Source organism: Micromonospora sp. NPDC050187 (assembly GCF_044459745.1).
Lineage (GTDB): Bacteria > Actinomycetota > Actinomycetes > Mycobacteriales > Micromonosporaceae > Micromonospora.
Genome location: NZ_JBITJH010000024.1, coordinates 64217 through 81700, shown reverse-complemented (window position 1 = coordinate 81700; position 17484 = coordinate 64217). Strand labels below are relative to the sequence as shown.

12 protein-coding genes are annotated in these 17484 nt (G+C 71.8%); 7 read left to right on the top strand and 5 right to left on the bottom strand.

Annotated elements, in window-relative coordinates; genetic code table 11:
* Positions 1-275, bottom strand: a 275-nt coding sequence (locus ACIBJE_RS27395; protein WP_396753150.1) for a C39 family peptidase, incomplete at its 3' end; no start/stop codon positions are given.
* Positions 276-634: 359 nt separating this feature from the next.
* Here ACIBJE_RS27395 and ACIBJE_RS27390 point away from each other — a divergent pair.
* Positions 635-2305 (top strand): right-handed parallel beta-helix repeat-containing protein, encoded by a 1671-nt coding sequence (locus tag ACIBJE_RS27390; protein ID WP_396753149.1) that lies wholly within the window; start codon positions 635-637, stop codon positions 2303-2305.
* Between the two features lie 4 nt (positions 2306-2309).
* On the opposite strand, the gene ACIBJE_RS27385 is transcribed toward ACIBJE_RS27390, so the two are convergent.
* Positions 2310-2498: a hypothetical protein gene (locus tag ACIBJE_RS27385; RefSeq protein WP_396753148.1), complete on the bottom strand. Its 189-nt coding sequence runs from the start codon at positions 2496-2498 to the stop codon at positions 2310-2312.
* 19 nt (positions 2499-2517) lie between these two features.
* On the opposite strand from ACIBJE_RS27385, the gene ACIBJE_RS27380 reads away from it, so the two are divergent.
* The 4 genes from ACIBJE_RS27380 to pulA all read left to right on the top strand — a co-directional run bounded on the left by ACIBJE_RS27380 (position 2518) and on the right by pulA (position 10129).
* A complete protein-coding gene (locus ACIBJE_RS27380; RefSeq protein ID WP_396753147.1) occupies positions 2518-3210 on the top strand; it encodes a hypothetical protein in 693 nt (230 codons plus the stop codon).
* Positions 3211-3246: 36 nt separating this feature from the next.
* Positions 3247-3636: a hypothetical protein gene (locus ACIBJE_RS27375; protein ID WP_396753146.1), complete on the top strand. Its 390-nt coding sequence runs from the start codon at positions 3247-3249 to the stop codon at positions 3634-3636.
* A 118-nt stretch (positions 3637-3754) separates the two neighbouring features.
* Entirely contained in the window at positions 3755-4432 is a 678-nt protein-coding gene (locus ACIBJE_RS27370) for a cellulose binding domain-containing protein (RefSeq protein ID WP_396753145.1), read from the top strand.
* A 204-nt stretch (positions 4433-4636) separates the two neighbouring features.
* Positions 4637-10129 (top strand): pullulanase-type alpha-1,6-glucosidase, encoded by a 5493-nt coding sequence (gene pulA, locus ACIBJE_RS27365; RefSeq protein WP_396753144.1) that lies wholly within the window; start codon positions 4637-4639, stop codon positions 10127-10129.
* Between the two features lie 154 nt (positions 10130-10283).
* On the opposite strand, the gene ACIBJE_RS27360 is transcribed toward pulA, so the two are convergent.
* Both ACIBJE_RS27360 and ACIBJE_RS27355 read right to left on the bottom strand, forming a co-directional pair.
* Positions 10284-11867 (bottom strand): hypothetical protein, encoded by a 1584-nt coding sequence (locus ACIBJE_RS27360; protein ID WP_396753143.1) that lies wholly within the window; start codon positions 11865-11867, stop codon positions 10284-10286.
* 544 nt (positions 11868-12411) lie between these two features.
* Positions 12412-13893 carry an aminopeptidase P family protein gene (locus tag ACIBJE_RS27355; protein ID WP_396753142.1) on the bottom strand — a complete coding sequence of 494 codons (1482 nt, stop codon included), beginning with the start codon at positions 13891-13893 and terminating at the stop codon, positions 12412-12414.
* 112 nt (positions 13894-14005) lie between these two features.
* On the opposite strand from ACIBJE_RS27355, the gene asnB reads away from it, so the two are divergent.
* Positions 14006-15967 carry an asparagine synthase (glutamine-hydrolyzing) gene (gene asnB, locus ACIBJE_RS27350; protein WP_396753141.1) on the top strand — a complete coding sequence of 654 codons (1962 nt, stop codon included), beginning with the start codon at positions 14006-14008 and terminating at the stop codon, positions 15965-15967.
* Between the two features lie 144 nt (positions 15968-16111).
* A complete protein-coding gene (locus ACIBJE_RS27345) occupies positions 16112-17044 on the top strand; it encodes a PfkB family carbohydrate kinase (protein WP_396753140.1) in 933 nt (310 codons plus the stop codon).
* A gap of 12 nt (positions 17045-17056) precedes the next feature.
* Here ACIBJE_RS27345 and ACIBJE_RS27340 read toward each other — a convergent pair whose 3' ends face one another.
* A complete protein-coding gene (locus ACIBJE_RS27340) occupies positions 17057-17473 on the bottom strand; it encodes a hypothetical protein (RefSeq protein WP_396753139.1) in 417 nt (138 codons plus the stop codon).
* Positions 17474-17484: the final 11 nt, after the last annotated feature.

The window sequence follows — 17484 nt, the reverse complement described above, 5'->3', positions numbered from 1 at the left end:
TCGCGGGCGAGGTCGTCCTGGGAGACGTCACGGTCGAGGGTGGTGAGGGCGTTGCGGGCGGCGGCGGGGCCGCAGTAGTAGAAGTTCGGCTGCGCCTCGTAGCGGACACGCAGTTCCCGCTGGCCCTTGTCGTGCCCACGCTCGGCGGTCATCGCCGTCGGGTGGGAGGTGGTGTCGAGGGCGGCGCTCGCGGCGACCGGAGCGGCGATCATCCCACCGGCGAACACGGCGCCGGCGGCGGTCAGAACGGTCTTGCGGAACAGATCGGTACGCATGTCGTCACCTCTCGCTCGGGGGAACGCGGCACCCGGCGATCCGGGGGTGGGCGCCACGCGAGGAAGGGTTTCGGGGTGCGTGCAAACGCCGGTAGGTGGTCCGGCGGCGATCAGGGGTGCAACCAACCCGGCGGGCCGGTCATTCCGGCCTCCGCTCCCCGGGGGATCGGGGCGGGGCGGTCGCACGGTGGTTACAACGGCCGGCGACCCGCACCCATGCCCCGTCGGCCGGTGACCGGCGTCACCACATTCGGCGCAAACGGTGCATACGGTCGCGGCCCCCTTCCCCGACCAGGTGTTTCCGCACACCGGGGACGGGAAAGCGGTCGGCGACGACCGGCCGACGAAGGGAGAGTCCGGTGCCGTACCGGGTATCCACCGCCGCCCCGCAGCGGCGCACGCGGGTCTCCGCAGCACCGTTGTGGTGCGACGCGCGGGAGTTCGGACTCCGGGGCGACGCGGTCACCAACGACCAGCCCGCGCTGGCTGCCCTGGTGGACCGCCTCGGTGACGCGTACGCCGTCGACGGCCAGCCCCGCGTCATCCACTGCCCACCGGGGAGCTACTCGATCCGGGACGCCGGCACGGTCTGGCGCAGCGGGGTGTCCCTGGTCGGCTCCGGTCCGGCGGCCACCCGGTTCCTGCTGAGCAACGAGGGCAACCGGGCCGATCCCACCCCGCTGGCGTTCTGGACGACCGTGCAGCACGGCGCGGACCGGGACCGGCACATCGCCGACTGCACCTTCGCCGACTTCGAGATAGACGGCTCCGGGGTGGCGATGGCCGACTACAGCTATCTCGCCAAGGGCCTCGGCCTGCAATACGTGGTCCGCGGCGTGTTCCGCAACCTCTACATCCACCACACCGGAGCCACCGGGCTCGGCTGTGACTTCCTCCAGGACAGCCTCATCGACGGGGTGGTGGTGGTCGGCTGCGGTCGCCTGGACAACGGCCAGCAGATGGGTGGGGCCGGCATCGGCATCGGGGTCGGTGGTTGGGGCGGAATCGAACGGTGCACCATCGCCAACTGCACCACGGTCGGCAACGGCACCAACGGCATCTTCCTGGAACTCCAGAAGGACTACTGGACCCCGCCGCGCGGCTACCGCATCGTCGGCTGCCACAGCGAGGGCAACCGGTTCGGGATCTCCGACTGGGGCGTGGACGGGCTGATCGTGTCGGCCTGCACCCTTATCGGCAACCTGGAGGCCGGCTTCGACGTCTCCGCCAACGGCACCGCCGGTGTCGCCGGTCGGGGCGGGATCGTCAGCGACTGCGTGATCGACGGCAACGTCCAGGACGGGATCAGCATGGGCAACACGCCGGGTCCGTACACGGTGCGCGGTAACCGGGTCAGCGGGAACGGAGCGTACGGCTACCACGAGCACGACCTCGGCCACGGGTACACCGGACCGGCGTCCGACGTCACGATCGACGGCAACGAGTTCTGGGACAACGGGCTGGACGCGATCCGGGTCGACCGACCGATGGTCGACGTCACGGTCACCGGCAACCGGATCCGCAACAACGGTCGCCGGTGCGCCTCCGCGACCGGTGGTGCCGGCGGTCAGGTGCGGTACGCCCACCGGTCCCTGACCGACCCGGCCGCGCGCTGGCCGGTGGACGGGCACCGGGGCAAGGTGGTGTGGGTCGGCACCCGACGGGCGGTGGTGAGCGGCAACACCGAGACCGAGCTGACGTTGGCCGAACTACGCCCGGACACCACCACCGGCTGGAACGAGGACGTCCCGCCGCCCGGTGCGGCCTACGACCTGCCCGCCGCGCCGGTGGTGCGGGCCGGGATCGCCGTGAACGCCACCGTCGACTCGGCCACGGTGCGGGGCAACCGGGTCTGGGACAACCGCGCCGCGCCCACCCAGACGCACGGACTGTGGATCACCGAGCGGGGGCGCTGCGTCTCCTGCCGGGTCGAGGACAACGACTTCGCCGGCAACGCGGTGGACGCCCTGCGACTGGACAACCCGCCGGCGGGCGGGCACTGGCACCGTAACGTCACCGACCGGCGGTGACCGCTCAGCTCTCCCCGTCGGCCGGCGTGCTCGTGGTGGCCTCCGCGTGCCGGTCACGCAGCCGGGCCCGGATCTCCTCCGGTGTGTACGCGCGGCGCCGCCGTTCGGCGCGGGCGACGACCACACCGGTCGCCGCGACGCCGACCACACCGGCCAGCCCGAGGAGCTTCCACCACTGCATCCGTTGCCGCATGGGCCTAGGGTAGTGCCCCATGAGCATCAGCCTGGACGAGGCGGTCGAGCTGACCCGTACCGGCGACGTCTGGGTGTTCCGGGGACGCAGCGTGCCGGACCGGGCCATCCAGCTCACCACCAACAGTCCGGTCAACCACGTCGGCATGGCCGTGGTGCTGGACGACATGCCGCCGCTGATGTGGCACGCCGAACTGGGCCGATCCCTGCCGGACCTCTGGACCGGCACCCACCAGCGCGGCGTGCAGCTGCACGACCTGCGGGACGCGGTCTGCGTCTGGGCCGAGCGGTACGGGCAACGGGCCTGGCTGCGGCAGCTCGAACCGCCCGCCGGTCCGGCGATGGAGGACGCCGTGCTGCGTACCGTCGCCCGGCTGGACGGCACCCCCTTCCCGTCCACCGCCCAGCTCGCCTGGCGCTGGCTGCGCGGCCGGGTTCCGGCGATCCCCCGACCGGTGCTGTCCGGCCGGCGCGGTCCCACGTCGGCGGCCCCCGCACCGCCCGTCCCGGCGGGCGACGTCCCGGACCGCTCCCTGGAGACCGCGTACTGCGCGGAGGTGGTCGCCGTGACCTACGAGGCGATGGGGTTGCTCCCGCCGGGACGGCGGCCGAACTGGTACGACCCGGGCCGGTTCTGGAGCGGTGACGACCTGGGTCTCGAGGCGGGCGCGACGCTCGGCGCGGAGATCGAGGTGCGCATCCCGCCCCGGTGAGGTTTGCCCGGACGCCCGCGCGGCAAATCCTGACTCGTGACAGCCTCCACCGACCTCGGCACGCTGACCGACTTCTTCGACCGGTACGGCGTGGCGCTGACCACCGGCGACGTCTCCTCCATCGCCGGCTGCTACGCCCTGCCCGGCCTGGTGGTGGCCGACAGCTACAGCTTCTCGTTCAGCTCGCCGGCTGCGGTGGCACTCTCCTTCGTGGGCGCCGCGCCCGACTACCGGGACCGCGAACTGGTGGCCGCCAACGCGGTGATCCTCCAGGTGGAACCGGTCTCCCCGCTGCTGACCCTGGTGGCGGTGCAGTGGGAGTTCCTGGACAGCGGGGGACAGGCGGTGCCCGGCGAGCGTTACCGCTACCTGCTGCGCGGCACCGACGACGGCCCGGTCATCTGCACGGTGATCCGGGCCGGTTGATCCACCGGCGGGCACCGCCCGGCCGGCCCGCACCCGCCCGACCGACCGGCCCCGGACGGGTGCGGCGGCCGGCCGTGCTGACTAGGCTTCCCGGTCGGGGAACCGACGAGGGAGGACCATGGCCGGGAAGCGTCGTGCGCGGAACGGGTCCACTGTGGCCCTGCTGTCGCCCTGGGCGGTGGTGTCGGTCGGTGTGCTGGTGATGGTCGTCCTGATGGGCGTCGCCCTCGGCACGGCCGTCGGCAACCGGCCGTCGGCCGAACCCGTGCCGCCCCTGGCGACCGGTCCGCTGCCGGCGATCTCCGCGTCCTCCTTCGCCGCGTCGCGCAGCGCGGCCCCGACGGCGAGCCGGACGGCGCGTCCTGCTCCGACCCCGTCGGCGAGTCCGACCCGCACACTGTCCCCGACCCCGTCGCGCAGTCCGAGCCCGACCACCGAGTCGGCCCCGCTTCCGTTGCTCAGCCCGCCGGCCCCGCCGACGCGGGTCACCGGGGTCTACCGGACGGTGGAGACCTACTCCGGGGCGTTCATCGGTGAGGTGCGGCTGACCAATCCCTCCGACGCGCCCCGATCCTGGACGGTGCGGGTGGAGGTGCCCGGTGCCCGCCTGGTGTCGGCCTGGATGGAGGGATCGGCGCAGGCCGAGGCCGGTGGTTCCCGGTCCCGTTTCACCTTCACCAGCGGGGCCGCCCTGGCTCCCGGGGCCTCGGCGTCGCTGCGGTTCCACCTCGCCGACACCGGCACTGTCACCCGTCCCACGAGTTGCACGGTGGACGGCGCTCCCTGCGGCCGTTGACCCTTGCGTCAGGTGGTAGCAGGGGACCCCTGTTACCGCTTTCTGCCGAGGAGGGGTCCCCTGCAAACACCCGGCACAGGCCACCGTGGACGCGGCGGCCCCTGCAAGCCGTCCGCAATATTTCGACTTGGTTTGCAAACTATTGCAGAACGTTTCGGCAAGGACTAGCGTGCGGGCCAATCTACGACCACGGAAAGGCCGTCGATGAAACCCCCGCCAAAACCTTCCAAGGCCCTGTTCGGCCTGGTTTCCCTGCTCACCCTCACCCTCATCGGCGCCCCCGTCGCCGCGAAGCCGTCCGGTGCCGCCGCCACCGGGGGCACCGATCCCCTCGCCACGGCCGGTGCGCCGCAGTGGCGCAGCGAGCCCGGCGTCGAGGCGATGCTGCGCGCCGGCGCCAACGACGCGCGCGCCGAGCAGTTCTACTTCGTCCTGCCGGACCGGTTCGCCAACGGCGACCCGCGCAACGACCGTGGTGGCCTGACCGGCGACCGGCTGACCACCGGTCTGGACCCGGCCGACAAGGGCTTCTACCACGGTGGTGACCTCAAGGGCCTGATCGACAAGCTCGACTACGTCCAGGGGCTGGGCACCACCGCGATCTGGCTGGCCCCGATCTTCAAGAACCGGCCCGTGCAGGGCACCGGCGACGACGTCTCGGCCGGCTACCACGGCTACTGGATCACGGACTTCACCCAGGTCGATCCGCACTTCGGCACCAACGAGGAACTCAAGCGACTGGTCCAGCTCGCCCACCGGCGGGGGATCAAGGTCTACCTGGACGTCATCGTCAACCACACCGCCGACGTCATCAGGTACGCCGAGGACAGGTACGCGTACGTGGACAAGAAGACCAGCCCGTACACGGACGCGCAGGGGCGGGCCTTCGAGGACCGCAACCACGCCGACGGCAGCCGGGACTTCCCGAAGGTGACCGCGGACGCCGGCCCGTACACCCCGACCTTCGCCACCGAGGCGGACCGGACCGTCAAGGTCCCGGCCTGGCTGAACGACGCCACGATGTACCACAACCGGGGCGACTCCACCTTCGCCGGCGAGAACAGCGAGTACGGCGACTTCTTCGGCCTCGACGACCTCTGGACCGAGCGTCCCGAGGTGGTGCGCGGGCTGACCAAGGTCTACGGCGACTGGATCGCCAGCACCGGCGTCGACGGGTTCCGCCTGGACACCGTCAAGCACGTCAACCTCGACTTCTGGCCGCAGTTCGCCCAGGGCGTCGAGCGTGCCGCCGAGAAGGCCGGCAAGAAGGACTTCTTCATGTTCGGTGAGGTCTACAGCGCCGACCCGGAGATCGCCTCCACCTACGTCCGGCAGGGCGGCCTGCCGGCCACCCTCGACTTCGGATTTCAGGAGGCCGCCCGGGGGTACGCCGCCGGCAACGGCTCGGCCAAGGCCCTCGCCGACGTGTACGCCCGCGACGACCTCTACTCCTCCCGGGACACCGACGCCGACCGGCTGACCACCTTCCTCGGCAACCACGACATGGGCCGGATCGGCTCGTTCATCGCGGGAGGCGGCACCGATCCGAACACCCATCTGCGTCGCGACCAGCTCGCCCACCAGCTGATGTTCCTCACCCGGGGCCAGCCGGTGGTCTACTCCGGCGACGAGCAGGGCTTCACCGGGCCCGGCGGCGACAAGGACGCCCGGCAGGACATGTTCGCCTCGAAGACCCCCGACTACCTCGACGACGACCTGATCGGCACCGACCGTACGCACGCCGCCGACCAGTACGACCGGAACCACCCGCTCTACCGCACCATCGCCGAGCTGGGCGCACTGCGGAAGGCCCACCCGGCGCTGCGCGACGGCGTCCAGGTCACCCGGCACGCCGCCGACGGGCCCGGCGTCTTCGCGTTCTCCCGGATCCAGCCGACGCAGCGCGTCGAGTACGTCGTCGCGGTGAACAACGCCGCCACGCCGCAGACCGTCACCGTGGACACCTGGTCGGCGAACGCCGCCTTCACCGGTGTCTACGGGGCCACCGGCACCGTGACCGCCGCCGGGGACGGGAAGCTGACCGTGACCGTGCCGCCGCTGTCGGCGGTGGTGCACCGGGCCGGCACGGCGATCCCGCAGCCGGCCGCCGCCCCGACCATCACCATCACCGCACCGGCCGCCGACGCCGCCGTGGCCACCCGGGCCGCGGTATCCGCGCAGGTCACCGGGGACCCGCTCGCCACCGTCGCGGTGGCCGCCCGGGTCGGTGGCGGGAAGTGGACGCTGCTCGGCACCGCCGAGCAGGCGCCGTACACGCTGTACCACGACCTGACCGGACTGGCCGGCGGCACGCGGATCGAGTACAAGGCCGTGGTCCGGGACGGCAAGGGCCGGACCGCGAGCACCCGGTCCACCGCCACGGTGGGCACCCCCGACCAGGGGGCCTCCCGGGACTGGGCGATCGTGCACTACCAGCGCCCCGACGGCGACTACGCCGACTGGAGCCTCTACGCCTGGGGCGACATCGACCCGGCGTACGTCACCGAGTGGCCCAAGGGGCAGCCGTTCGCCGGGCAGGACGCCTACGGCCGGTTCGCCTGGGTGAAGCTCAAGCCGGGCGCGCGGTCCGTCGGCTTCCTGGTGATAGACAAGGACGGGAACAAGGACGTCGCCCAGGACCGGACCATCGACGTCACCCGCACCGGGGAGGTCTGGATCAAACAGGGCGATCCCACCGTGCACCCCAGCTACTCCGACGCCGTCGGCGAACCCGCGCCGCCGGTCGAGGAGGGGGTCGCGCTCCTCCACTACCGGCGGGCCGACGGTAACTACGACGGCTGGGGCCTGCACCTCTGGGACGGGGCGGCCAACCCGACCGACTGGGCGTCGCCGCTCGCCCCGACGAAGGTGGACGCGTTCGGCGCGGTGTTCCGGGTGCCGCTCGCGGCCGGGGCCACCGGGCTGAGCTACATCATGCACAAGGGGGACGAGAAGGACCTCCCGCAGGACCAGCGGCTCGACTTCGCCAGCGCCGGACGGGAGGTGTGGCTGCTCGCCGCCACCCCGGGCCGGCTGCTCCCGGCGACCACCAGCGGCACCGCGAAGGACGTCGACATCACGAAGCAGAAGGCGCACTGGATCGACCGGTCCACCGTGGCCTGGGCCACCGGCCCGACCGACGGCAAGACGTACGCCCTGGTCACCGCTGCGGCCGGCGGGGTGACCGTGGTCGACGGCGAACTGTCCGGGACGTACACCTCGCTGCCGCTGACCGCGGTGCGCAACGGGCTCACCGAGGCCCAGCGTGCGCGCTTCCCGCACCTTTGGGCCCACCAGGCGTTCACCCTCACCGAGCGTGACCTGGCCAGGGTGCCGGCCGCGCTGCGCGGGCAGCTCCTGGTGACCGAGCGGGACCACGAGGGCAGGCTGCTCGGTGCGACGGCCGTGCAGATCCCCGGCGTCCTCGACGACGTCTACTCCCGGGCCACGACGGCGAAGCTCGGTCCGACCTTCGACGGCTCCCGTCCGTCGCTGGCGGTCTGGGCGCCCACCGCCCGCACCGTCGCGCTGGAGCTGTTCGACCAGCCGACGGGGGAACCGCGCGTCGTGCCGATGCGCCGGGACGACCGCACCGGCGTCTGGTCGGTGCGCGGCGAGCGGTCCTGGACCGGAAAGTACTACCGCTACCGGGTGCAGGCCTGGCAGCCCGTCGCGCAGAAGCTGGTCACCGCCTCGGTGACCGACCCGTACTCGGTGGCGCTCGCGCCGAACTCCACGCACAGCCTGATCGTCGACTTGGCCGACCCGGCGCTCACCCCGGCCGGTTGGGCGAAGCTGCGCAAGCCGGCGGCGGTGCCGTCGTCGAAGGTGCAGATCACCGAACTGTCGGTGCGGGACTTCTCCATCGCCGACAACACCGTGCCGGAGCGGCGGCGGGGCACCTTCCTCGCCTTCACCGACCCGGCCACCGCCGGCATGACCCACCTGCGCAAGCTCGGCGCCGCCGGGGTCACCCACCTGCACCTGCTGCCCGCGTTCGACTTCGCCACCATCCCCGAGCGGCGCAGCGAGCAGAAGCAGCCCGCCTGTGACCTGGCGAAGCTGCCGCCGGACTCCGACCAGCAGCAGAAGTGCGTCGCCGGGGTCGCCGACACCGACGGCTACAACTGGGGGTACGACCCGCTGCACTACACCGTCCCCGAGGGCGGGTACGCCGTCGACCCGAGCGGTGCGGCGCGGACCACCGAGTTCCGGCAGATGGTCGCCGGGGTCAACGCCGCCGGCCTGCGGGTCGTGATGGACGTGGTCTACAACCACACCTCGGCCGCCGGCACCGACCCCAAGTCGGTGCTCGACCAGGTGGTGCCCGGCTACTACCACCGGCTGCTGGAGGACGGCACGGTCGCCAACTCCACCTGCTGCGCCAACACCGCCCCGGAGCACGCCATGATGGGCAAGCTCGTGGTCGACTCCATCGTCACCTGGGCCAGGGCGTACAAGGTGGACGGCTTCCGGTTCGACCTGATGGGTCACCACCCGAAGGCGAACATGCTCGACGTGCGTCGCGCGCTGGACAAGCTGACCGTCGTTCGGGACGGGGTGGACGGGAAGTCGATCCTGCTCTACGGCGAGGGCTGGAACTTCGGCGAGGTGGCGAACGACGCCCGGTTCGTCCAGGCCACCCAGGCCAACATGGCCGGCACCGGCATCGGCACCTTCAACGACCGGCTCCGCGACGCGGTGCGCGGCGGCGGGCCGTTCGACGCCAACCCGCGCGTGCAGGGCTTCGCCTCCGGACTGTTCACCGACCCGAACGGCGACCCGGTCAACGGCACCGCCGAGCAGCAGCGCGCCCGGCTGCTGCACTCCCACGACCAGATCAAGGTCGGTCTGGTCGGCAACCTCGCCGGCTACCGGTTCACCGACACCTCGGGTCGGACGGTGACCGGCGCGCAGGTCGACTACAACGGCTCGCCGGCCGGCTACACCGCCGCGCCGGGGGAGGCGGTGACCTACGTCGACGCGCACGACAACGAGATCCTGTACGACGCGCTGGCGTACAAGCTGCCGCAGGACACCCCGATGACGGACCGGGCCCGGATGCAGGTGCTCGCCCTCTCCACGGTGGTGCTCGGGCAGGGGAGCGGCTTCGTCACCACCGGTACCGAGCGGCTGCGGTCGAAGTCGCTGGACCGCAACTCGTACAACTCCGGTGACTGGTTCAACCAGATCCGGTGGGACTGCACCCAGGGCAACGGGTTCGGCGCCGGCCTGCCCCCGGCGGCGGACAACCAGGACAAGTGGCCGTACGCGAAGCCGCTGCTGGCCGATGCGACGTTGGTGCCGGACTGCGCGGCGGTGAACCTGACCGACGCCCGGTACGCCGAGATGCTGCGTGTGCGGGCCTCGTCGCCGGTGTTCGGGCTGACCGACGCCCGCGAGGTGCAGAAGCGGGTGGCCTTCCCGCTCTCCGGTCCGCAGGAGACCCCGGGTGTGCTCACCATGACGCTCGACGGTCGCGGCCTGGACCGCCAGTGGACGTCGGTGACCGTGGTCTTCAACACCACCCCGCAGGCGGCGAAGCAGCAGGTCAGCGGCCTCAGAGGCGCGGACGTGTCGCTGCATCCGGTACTGCGGAACTCGGCGGATCCGGTGCTGCGTACCGCCTCGTTCGACCGGGCCGGCGGCACGTTCACCGTTCCGGCGCGGAGCGTGGCGGTCTTCGTCCAGCGGTGACCGAACGGGCCTGTCCCGCCGGCAGTGGCGGGACAGGCCCGAGTTCCGGTGATCCGTACGTCGTCCGGCCCCGTCCGGGTGGTCCTGGGGACCACGCGGACGGGGCCGGATCGTCTCGCCCCGGCTGGTGCCGGTACCGGGCGTCACCTGCCGTTCAGCCCTGGCAGTTCGGAATCGCCCTGCCGGCGCAGTTGGTCGAGTTGTTGCCGGTCACCCGCGACTGGAGGTCGACGGTGGCCGTCCCGGCCTCCGCCAGGTGGTGGATGCCGCCGCCGGCGATCCGGGCCTGGTTCAGGGTGACGTTGGTACCCAGCAGGCTGACCTCGCCGGTAGGGCCGTTGTGGATGCCCCCGCCGGTCGTGCCGGCCTGGTTGCCGGTGAACACGCCACCGCTCACGGACAGGTCGCCGAGGTTGGACACCCCGCCGCCGACGCCCAGGCTGGCGCTGTTGCCGGTCAGCCGGACCCCGCTCAGGGCGGTCACCGTGCTGGCGGTGCCGTTGAAGATCCCGCCGCCGCCCCGGTTCGCCCCGGCCACCGCCGCCGCGGTGTTCTCCAGCAGCGTGACCTCCCGCATCCGGAGCTGGGTGCCGCCCTCGTTGGCGATCGCGCCACCGGAGGCCGCGGCGGTGTTCCCGGTGAACTGGGAGTTGGCGATGTCGGCTGCGCCGCCCCTGGTGTGCAGGGCGCCGCCGTTGCCACCGCTCTCGTTGCCGAGGAACCTGGTTTCCCGGATGGTCGCCGTGCCGGCGCTCTCGATGGCACCCCCGCCGCGGTTGTCGCCGGTGGTGACCGGCGCAATCGACTTGTTGGCCTCGAACAGGCTCTTCTCCACGACCAGGACGCCGGCGCTGCGGAGGGCGCCACCCCCACTGGCCGCGTTGTTCAGAGCCAGCTTGGTGTTGCGGAGCGTGGTGATCCCGGCGTTCTCGACGGCGCCACCGGTGCCGGCGGCTCCCAGGGCGCTGTTGCCGGTCAGCGTGCTGTTCTCGATGACGGCCTCGCCGCCGGCCTGCACCGAAATCGCTCCGCCGCGCTCCGTCCCGGACACCATCCCGTTGCGCAGGGTCAGGTCTCGCAGGGTCAGGTGTCCGCCGTTGGCGACCTCGAAGAAGCGGAACAGGGAGGTGCCGGCGTTGGGCAGGCTGTAGGCGCGCTCGATGATCGACCGCTCCCCGAGGATGGTGATCCGGCTGGTGATCGGCGGGAGAGCGTTGGAGCCGGTGGCCGAGCGCAGTTCGTACGTGCACTCGGCGGCCAGCCGCAGCGTGCCACCCTGGCGCGCATTGGCCTGGTTGATCGCCGCGAAGAGCGCGTCGCGGTTGCACGGCACCGCCGTGGCCTGCTGCCCCTGGGCGTTCTGCCCTTGCCGGTTCTGGCCTTGACCGTTCTGTCCCTGGCCGTTCTGGCCCTGACGGTTCTGGCTCTGGCCGTTCTGGCCGCGCCGGTCGCCGTTTCCGTCGTGGCCCTTGCCCTCGTGGCCCTTCCCCTTGTGGCCCTTGTCGTCCTTGTGGCCACCCTCCGACGACATGCCGTCACCGGTCAGAATCGACTGGGCGTTCGCCCAGTTCAAGGCGGCGAGGCTGGGCGTCCCGGCGACCGCGGCGCCGCCGATCGCACCCAGACCCACCACGCCGGCCAGGCCCGCAGCGCCGGTGGCCAACCACAGCCGACGGCGGTTCCTCGGTGGCACCGCCTGCGGGGCGGCCTCCTCATTCTTTCCAAGGTAGTTGGACATCGGAGCTCTCTGCCCTCTCCTCGTACCAGACAAGGTCGCTCCGCCATGGCGAGGCGTCCTTCGCTACAAATCGGTTGTAGCTGCTGAACCACACCGTATGAGAAGTTTCCTCGCTATGTGGGCTAATCTGAAAATAGCCCACATTTCGGAGCTTTCCGGCGTGCGAGGACGTTCGGTGCGGGCGCGTACGGAAACCACGGCGGGCGGCCCCAGCCTCCGTCGCGTTCCGGAGAGGGGCCGCCCTCGCTATATGTGGATCAGCCGGTACACCGCAGGGCGCCCGACGACAAACCCCCACGCCCACGGTGAGGTGTGCGGTAAGGGCAGGAACAGGGCGGTCCGGACGGATCGTAAATGACCGTTCGGACCGCCCCGAACGGGAAGAAGTTTCCGAACACACCGTAGGAGAAGGATCGCCCCAGAGTGTTGCTTTCCCCAGGAAACGCCACAGATCGAGGTCCGGCCGCCGAAACGGCGGACCCCGCCGCCGGTACCCGGGACATCCGGGCACCGACGGCGGGGTCCGTCGGGTCAGGTCGTGCGGTCAGCCGGGCAGGCGCGGACCCGCCTCCCGCTGCTCGGCCAGCCAGTTCTCCACCTCGTCCGACCGCCGGGGCAGGCCCGCCGAGAGGTTCACCGCGCCGGTGGCGGTCACCAGGACGTCGTCCTCGATCCGGATGCCGATGCCGCGCAGCTCCTCCGGCACCAGGTCGTCCTCGGGCTGGAAGTAGAGCCCCGGCTCGACGGTGAGGACGAACCCCTCACCGAGGGCGCCGTCGCGGTACACCTCCTTGCGGGCGTTCGCGCAGTCGTGCACGTCGATGCCGAGCATGTGCCCGAACCCGTGCAGCGTCCAGCGCCGGTAGATGGTCGACTTCTCGTCCATCGCCTCGTCCACGCTCACCGGCAGCAGACCCAGGTCGGCCAGCCCCTCGGCGAGCACCCGCATGCAGGTCCGGTGGACGTCCTTGAACTTCGCCCCGGGCCGGATGGCCTCGATGCCGGCCTGCTGGGAGGCGTACACGACGTCGTAGACCTGACGCTGGAGGTCGGTGAACCGGCCGCCCACCGGCAGGACCCGGGTGACGTCGGCGGTGTAGAGGTGGCGGTTCTCCACCCCCATGTCCATCAGCAGCAGCTCACCCGGGCGGGTGGTGCCGTGGTTGTGCACCCAGTGCAGGATCGTGGCGTGCTCGCCGGCCCCGACGATCGAGCCGTACCCCACGTCGTTGCCGTCGTGGCGGGCCCGCAGCGCGAAGATCCCCTCCAGCAGCCGCTCGGACACCCCCCGGTCGGCCGGGAGCACCCGGGCGACGTCCTCGAAGCCCCGGACGGTCGCGTCGATCGCGTCCTGGAGCTGCGCGATCTCCCACTCGTCCTTGACCAGCTTCAGCTCCGAGATCGCGACGGCCAGCTCCCGGTCCCGGCCCGGCTGCCCCTCGGCGCGTGCGCCGTCCCACCGGCGCACCGCCGCGTCCACCCGGGCGTCGAAGCCCCGCAGCACCCGGGTGCGCCCGGGGGCGGAATCGGCCAGCACCGCGTCCAGTTCGGTCAGGTCGGCGGTGGGCAGGCCGAGTTCGCTCGACTTCTCGGCCAGGGTGTGCCGCCGCCCCACCCACAGCTCGCCGTGTCGGCTCCGGAAGAACTCGTCGGTCTCCCGCGAGGAGCGGGGCCGCATGTAGAGGACCGCGTCGTGACCGGACCCGTTGGGCCGCAGCACCAGCACGCTGTCCGGGGCGTGGTCGCCGGTCAGGTAGGCGAAGTCGCTGCCGGGGCGGAAGCGGTACTCGGTGTCGTTGGCGCGCACCTTCTCACCGCCGGTCGGGATGACCAGCGTCTCGCCGGGGAAGGACGCGGAGAGCGCGGCCCGCCGCTTGGCGTAGTTGGGCACCTCGGGGCGCGGACCCACCGGCAGGGTGGTGTCCCGCCAGCCCTGGCGCATGAAGGCCAGGAAGGCCTCCGGGAAATCGGGGTCGTGCGATTCGGTGCCGTCCGTCGGCGTCGTGTCGGTCTGCTTCTCAGCCATGATCCGCTCCCTCCGGTGGCGTCGCTGACGCAGACGGTACCGCGCGGACCCGGCACGGGGAGAGCCCGTGGTGCCGCGACGGAGCGTTCAGGCGCGTGGAAAGATGGCCAACATGTGCGGACTCCTGGCCTTTTTCAGCGCGCGCGGCGACGCCGGCGCGCACCGCGACGCCATCGCCGGAGCGTTGGAATGCCTGCACCACCGCGGGCCGGACGAGACCGGTGTCGAGCTGGTCGGTGACGCCACCGGCCGGTACGCGGACGGGGTGTTCGCCCACAAGCGGCTCGCCATCATCGACGTGGCGTCCAGCCACGAGCCGCTGCCCTACGCGGGCGGCCGGTACCTTCTCACCTTCAACGGTGAGATCTACAACTACATCGAGCTGCGCGAGGAGCTGATCCGCAACTTCGGCGCCCAGTTCGCCACGGCGGGTGACGGCGAGGTGATCGTCGCCGGCTACCACTACTGGGGCGAGCAGGTGCTCACCCGGCTGCGCGGCATGTTCGCCTTCGTCATCTGGGACCGGCAGGAGCGGCGGGCCTTCGGTGCCCGGGACCACTTCGGCATCAAGCCGCTGCACTACCTGGAGACCATGGACGGTCTCTACCTCGCCTCCGAGAAGAAGGCGCTGCTGCCGTTCGCGCAGTCCGCGTACGCCGGGGACGCCGGAGTGGACGCCGCCAACCTCTCGCACTACCTGACCCTCCAGTACGTCCCGGAGCCCGGCACCCTGCACCAGGGCATCAGCCGGATCGGCTCGGGCGAGTACCTCACCTGGACGCCGGGTGGCCGGATCGACGTGCGGCGGTGGTACCGCCCGGTGTTCCGGCCCGCCCCGGTCTCCGACGAGCAGCGCCTCTACCACCAGATCCGGGAGACGCTGCGGGAGAGCGTCCGGATGCACATGCGCTCGGACGTGCCGGTCGGCTCCTTCCTCTCCAGCGGCATCGACTCCACCGCCGTGGTGGCCCTGGCCCGGGAGTTCAACCCGAACATCCTGACCTTCACCGTCGGGTACGACGTCCCGGGCTACTCCGAGATCGACGTCGCCCAGGAGTCGGCCCGGCACCTCGGGGTGACCACCATCCCGACGAAGATCGGTCCGCAGGACATGATCGAGGCGCTGCCGAAGATCGTCTGGCACCTGGACGACCCGGTCGCCGACCCGGCACTGGTGCCGCTCTACTTCGTCGCCAAGAAGGCCGCCGAGCACGTCACCGTGGTGCTCTCCGGCGAGGGGGCCGACGAGTTCTTCGGCGGCTACACCATCTACCGCGAGCCGCTTTCGCTGAGCGGCGTCAACGGTCTGCCCGACGGGGTGCAGAAGGGCCTGCGGGCGGTGTCGAAGGCCATTCCGCAGGGCGTCAAGGGCAAGAGCTTCCTGGAGCGCGGCACCACCCCGATCGAGCAGCGCTACTACGGCAACGCCCGGATGTTCACCGAGGAGGAGAAGCAGCACCTGCTGCGCCGGTACGACCCCTCGGTGCGCTACACCGACGTCACCGCCCCGATCTACGCCGAGTGCACCGAGCTGGACGACGTCACCAAGATGCAGTACGTCGACCTCTACACCTGGCTGCGCGGCGACATCCTGGTCAAGGCGGACCGGATCTCGATGGCGCACTCGCTGGAGGTCCGGGTGCCCTTCCTCGACCGCGACGTCTTCGAGGTGGCCGCCGGCATTCCGGTCGACCTGAAGCTGCCGCCCCGCTCCGACGCCACCAAGTACGCGATGCGCCAGGCGTTGCAGGGTGTGGTGCCCCCGGCCATCGTCAACCGGCGCAAGCTCGGCTTCCCGACCCCGACCCGGGTCTGGCTGCGCGGCGAGATGTACGAGTGGGCCCGCTGGGTGCTCTCCACCTCCGGTGCCGGCGAACTGCTCGACCTGTCGTACGCGATGCGGCTGCTGGAGGAGCACAAGCGGGAGGAGGCGGACCACTCCCGCAAGGTGTGGACGGTGCTGATCTTCTGCATCTGGCACGCCATCTTCGTCGCCAAGACCCTCGACCCGGGCATCCAGCGCAACCAGTCGGCGCTGCTGACCAAGCCCGTGGTCGGTTCCATGGTCCGCTGACCTCCCCCGCCCCTTCCGTGGGTTGATCAAGAGGTTCGCGTCACCGGAGCTGCCTCCGACTGACGCGAACCTCTTGATCGTCCGGAGGAAGGGGACGGCAGGGGACGTGGCAGGGTGGCTGGTGGGGGAGAAGGGGGCGGGGCGATGGGGTACGCGGTGGTGCTCGGTGAGGCGTTGGTCGACCTGCTCGACGCCGAGTGTGCCGGCGAGCCGGTCTACCGGCAGGCGATCGGCGGCGGGCCGCTCAACGTCGCGGTCGGGGTGGCCCGCCTCGGCGGGGACGCCCGGTTCGTCGGCTCCCTCGGCGACGACGTGCTCGCCGAGCGGATCCGGGACTTCCTCACCACGGCCGGGGTCGGCGTCACCGGAACGGTCACCGTGCCCGCGCCGACCGCGCTCGCCGTGGCCACCTTCGCCGGGGCGGAACCCGACTTCCGCTTCTACGGCGAGCCACCCTCCTACGGGCAGTTGACCGCCGACGACCTCGACGTCGCACTGGTCGAAGGCGCGGACGTGCTCTACTGCGGGTCGATCGTGCTGCTCTGCCCGGCGACCCTCGCCGCCGCCCGCCGGGCCTGGAGCCTGACCACCGGCGTGCGGGTGTTCGACCCGAACATCCGTCCCCGGCTGCTGTCCGGGCCGGACGCGCTCGCGGTGGTCCGTCAGACGACCGCCGAGTTCGCGGCCACTGCGCACCTGGTCAAGCTCAGCGCCGCCGACGCCGAGGTGCTCTACCCCGGGGAACCGGTCGAGCGGGTCGCCGCCCACCTGCGCGACCTGGGTGCCGGCACCGTGGTGGTCACCCTCGGCGCGCGCGGCGCGCTGGTCGCGGCCGGCCCCGACCCGGTACGCGTGTCCGCGCCCACCGTCCGCGCGGTCGACGCCACCGGCGCCGGTGACTCGGTGATGGCCGCGCTGGTCGCCGACCTGCTGGCCGACGGGCAGCCCCGCGACCCGGCCGGCTGGACCGCCCGGGTGGCCTTCGCGCTCCGGGTGGCCGGCCTGGTCTGTGAGTCGTCCGGTGGCGCGGTCGCCATGCCGACCCGGGACGAGGTCGCCCGCCGTTTCCCCGCCTGACCGGCACGGGACCTACCGGGTGGGGCGGAACCAGGCCCGGGCGGAGGCGGGCACCAGCACGAGCGCCACCACCGTTGCCCCGTACGCCAGCACCAGCAGCCCGGAGTCGCCGGTGGACAGCACCCGCAGTCCGCTGGCCATCAGCATGAAGCCGAGCACCACGGCCGCGACCTGCGACCCGCGCCGGCCCTGCCACGTCCCGTACGCGACCGAACCGAGGAGCGCCCCGAGGAGCGCGGCCAACAGCACCATGGGTGCCGCCGACCCGAGTTCGCCCCCGTCCGCCGCCAGCAGGGCCGCCAGGAGAAGTAGCGGCGCCAGCGCGCCGACGGCCAGGAGCAGCGCGGCGACGCGGACCGGCACGGGGGGTCGGGGCGGGCCCTGACCGTCGCCGGTAGCGACCCGACCGCGATCGTCGTGGACATCCATACCGGACAAGC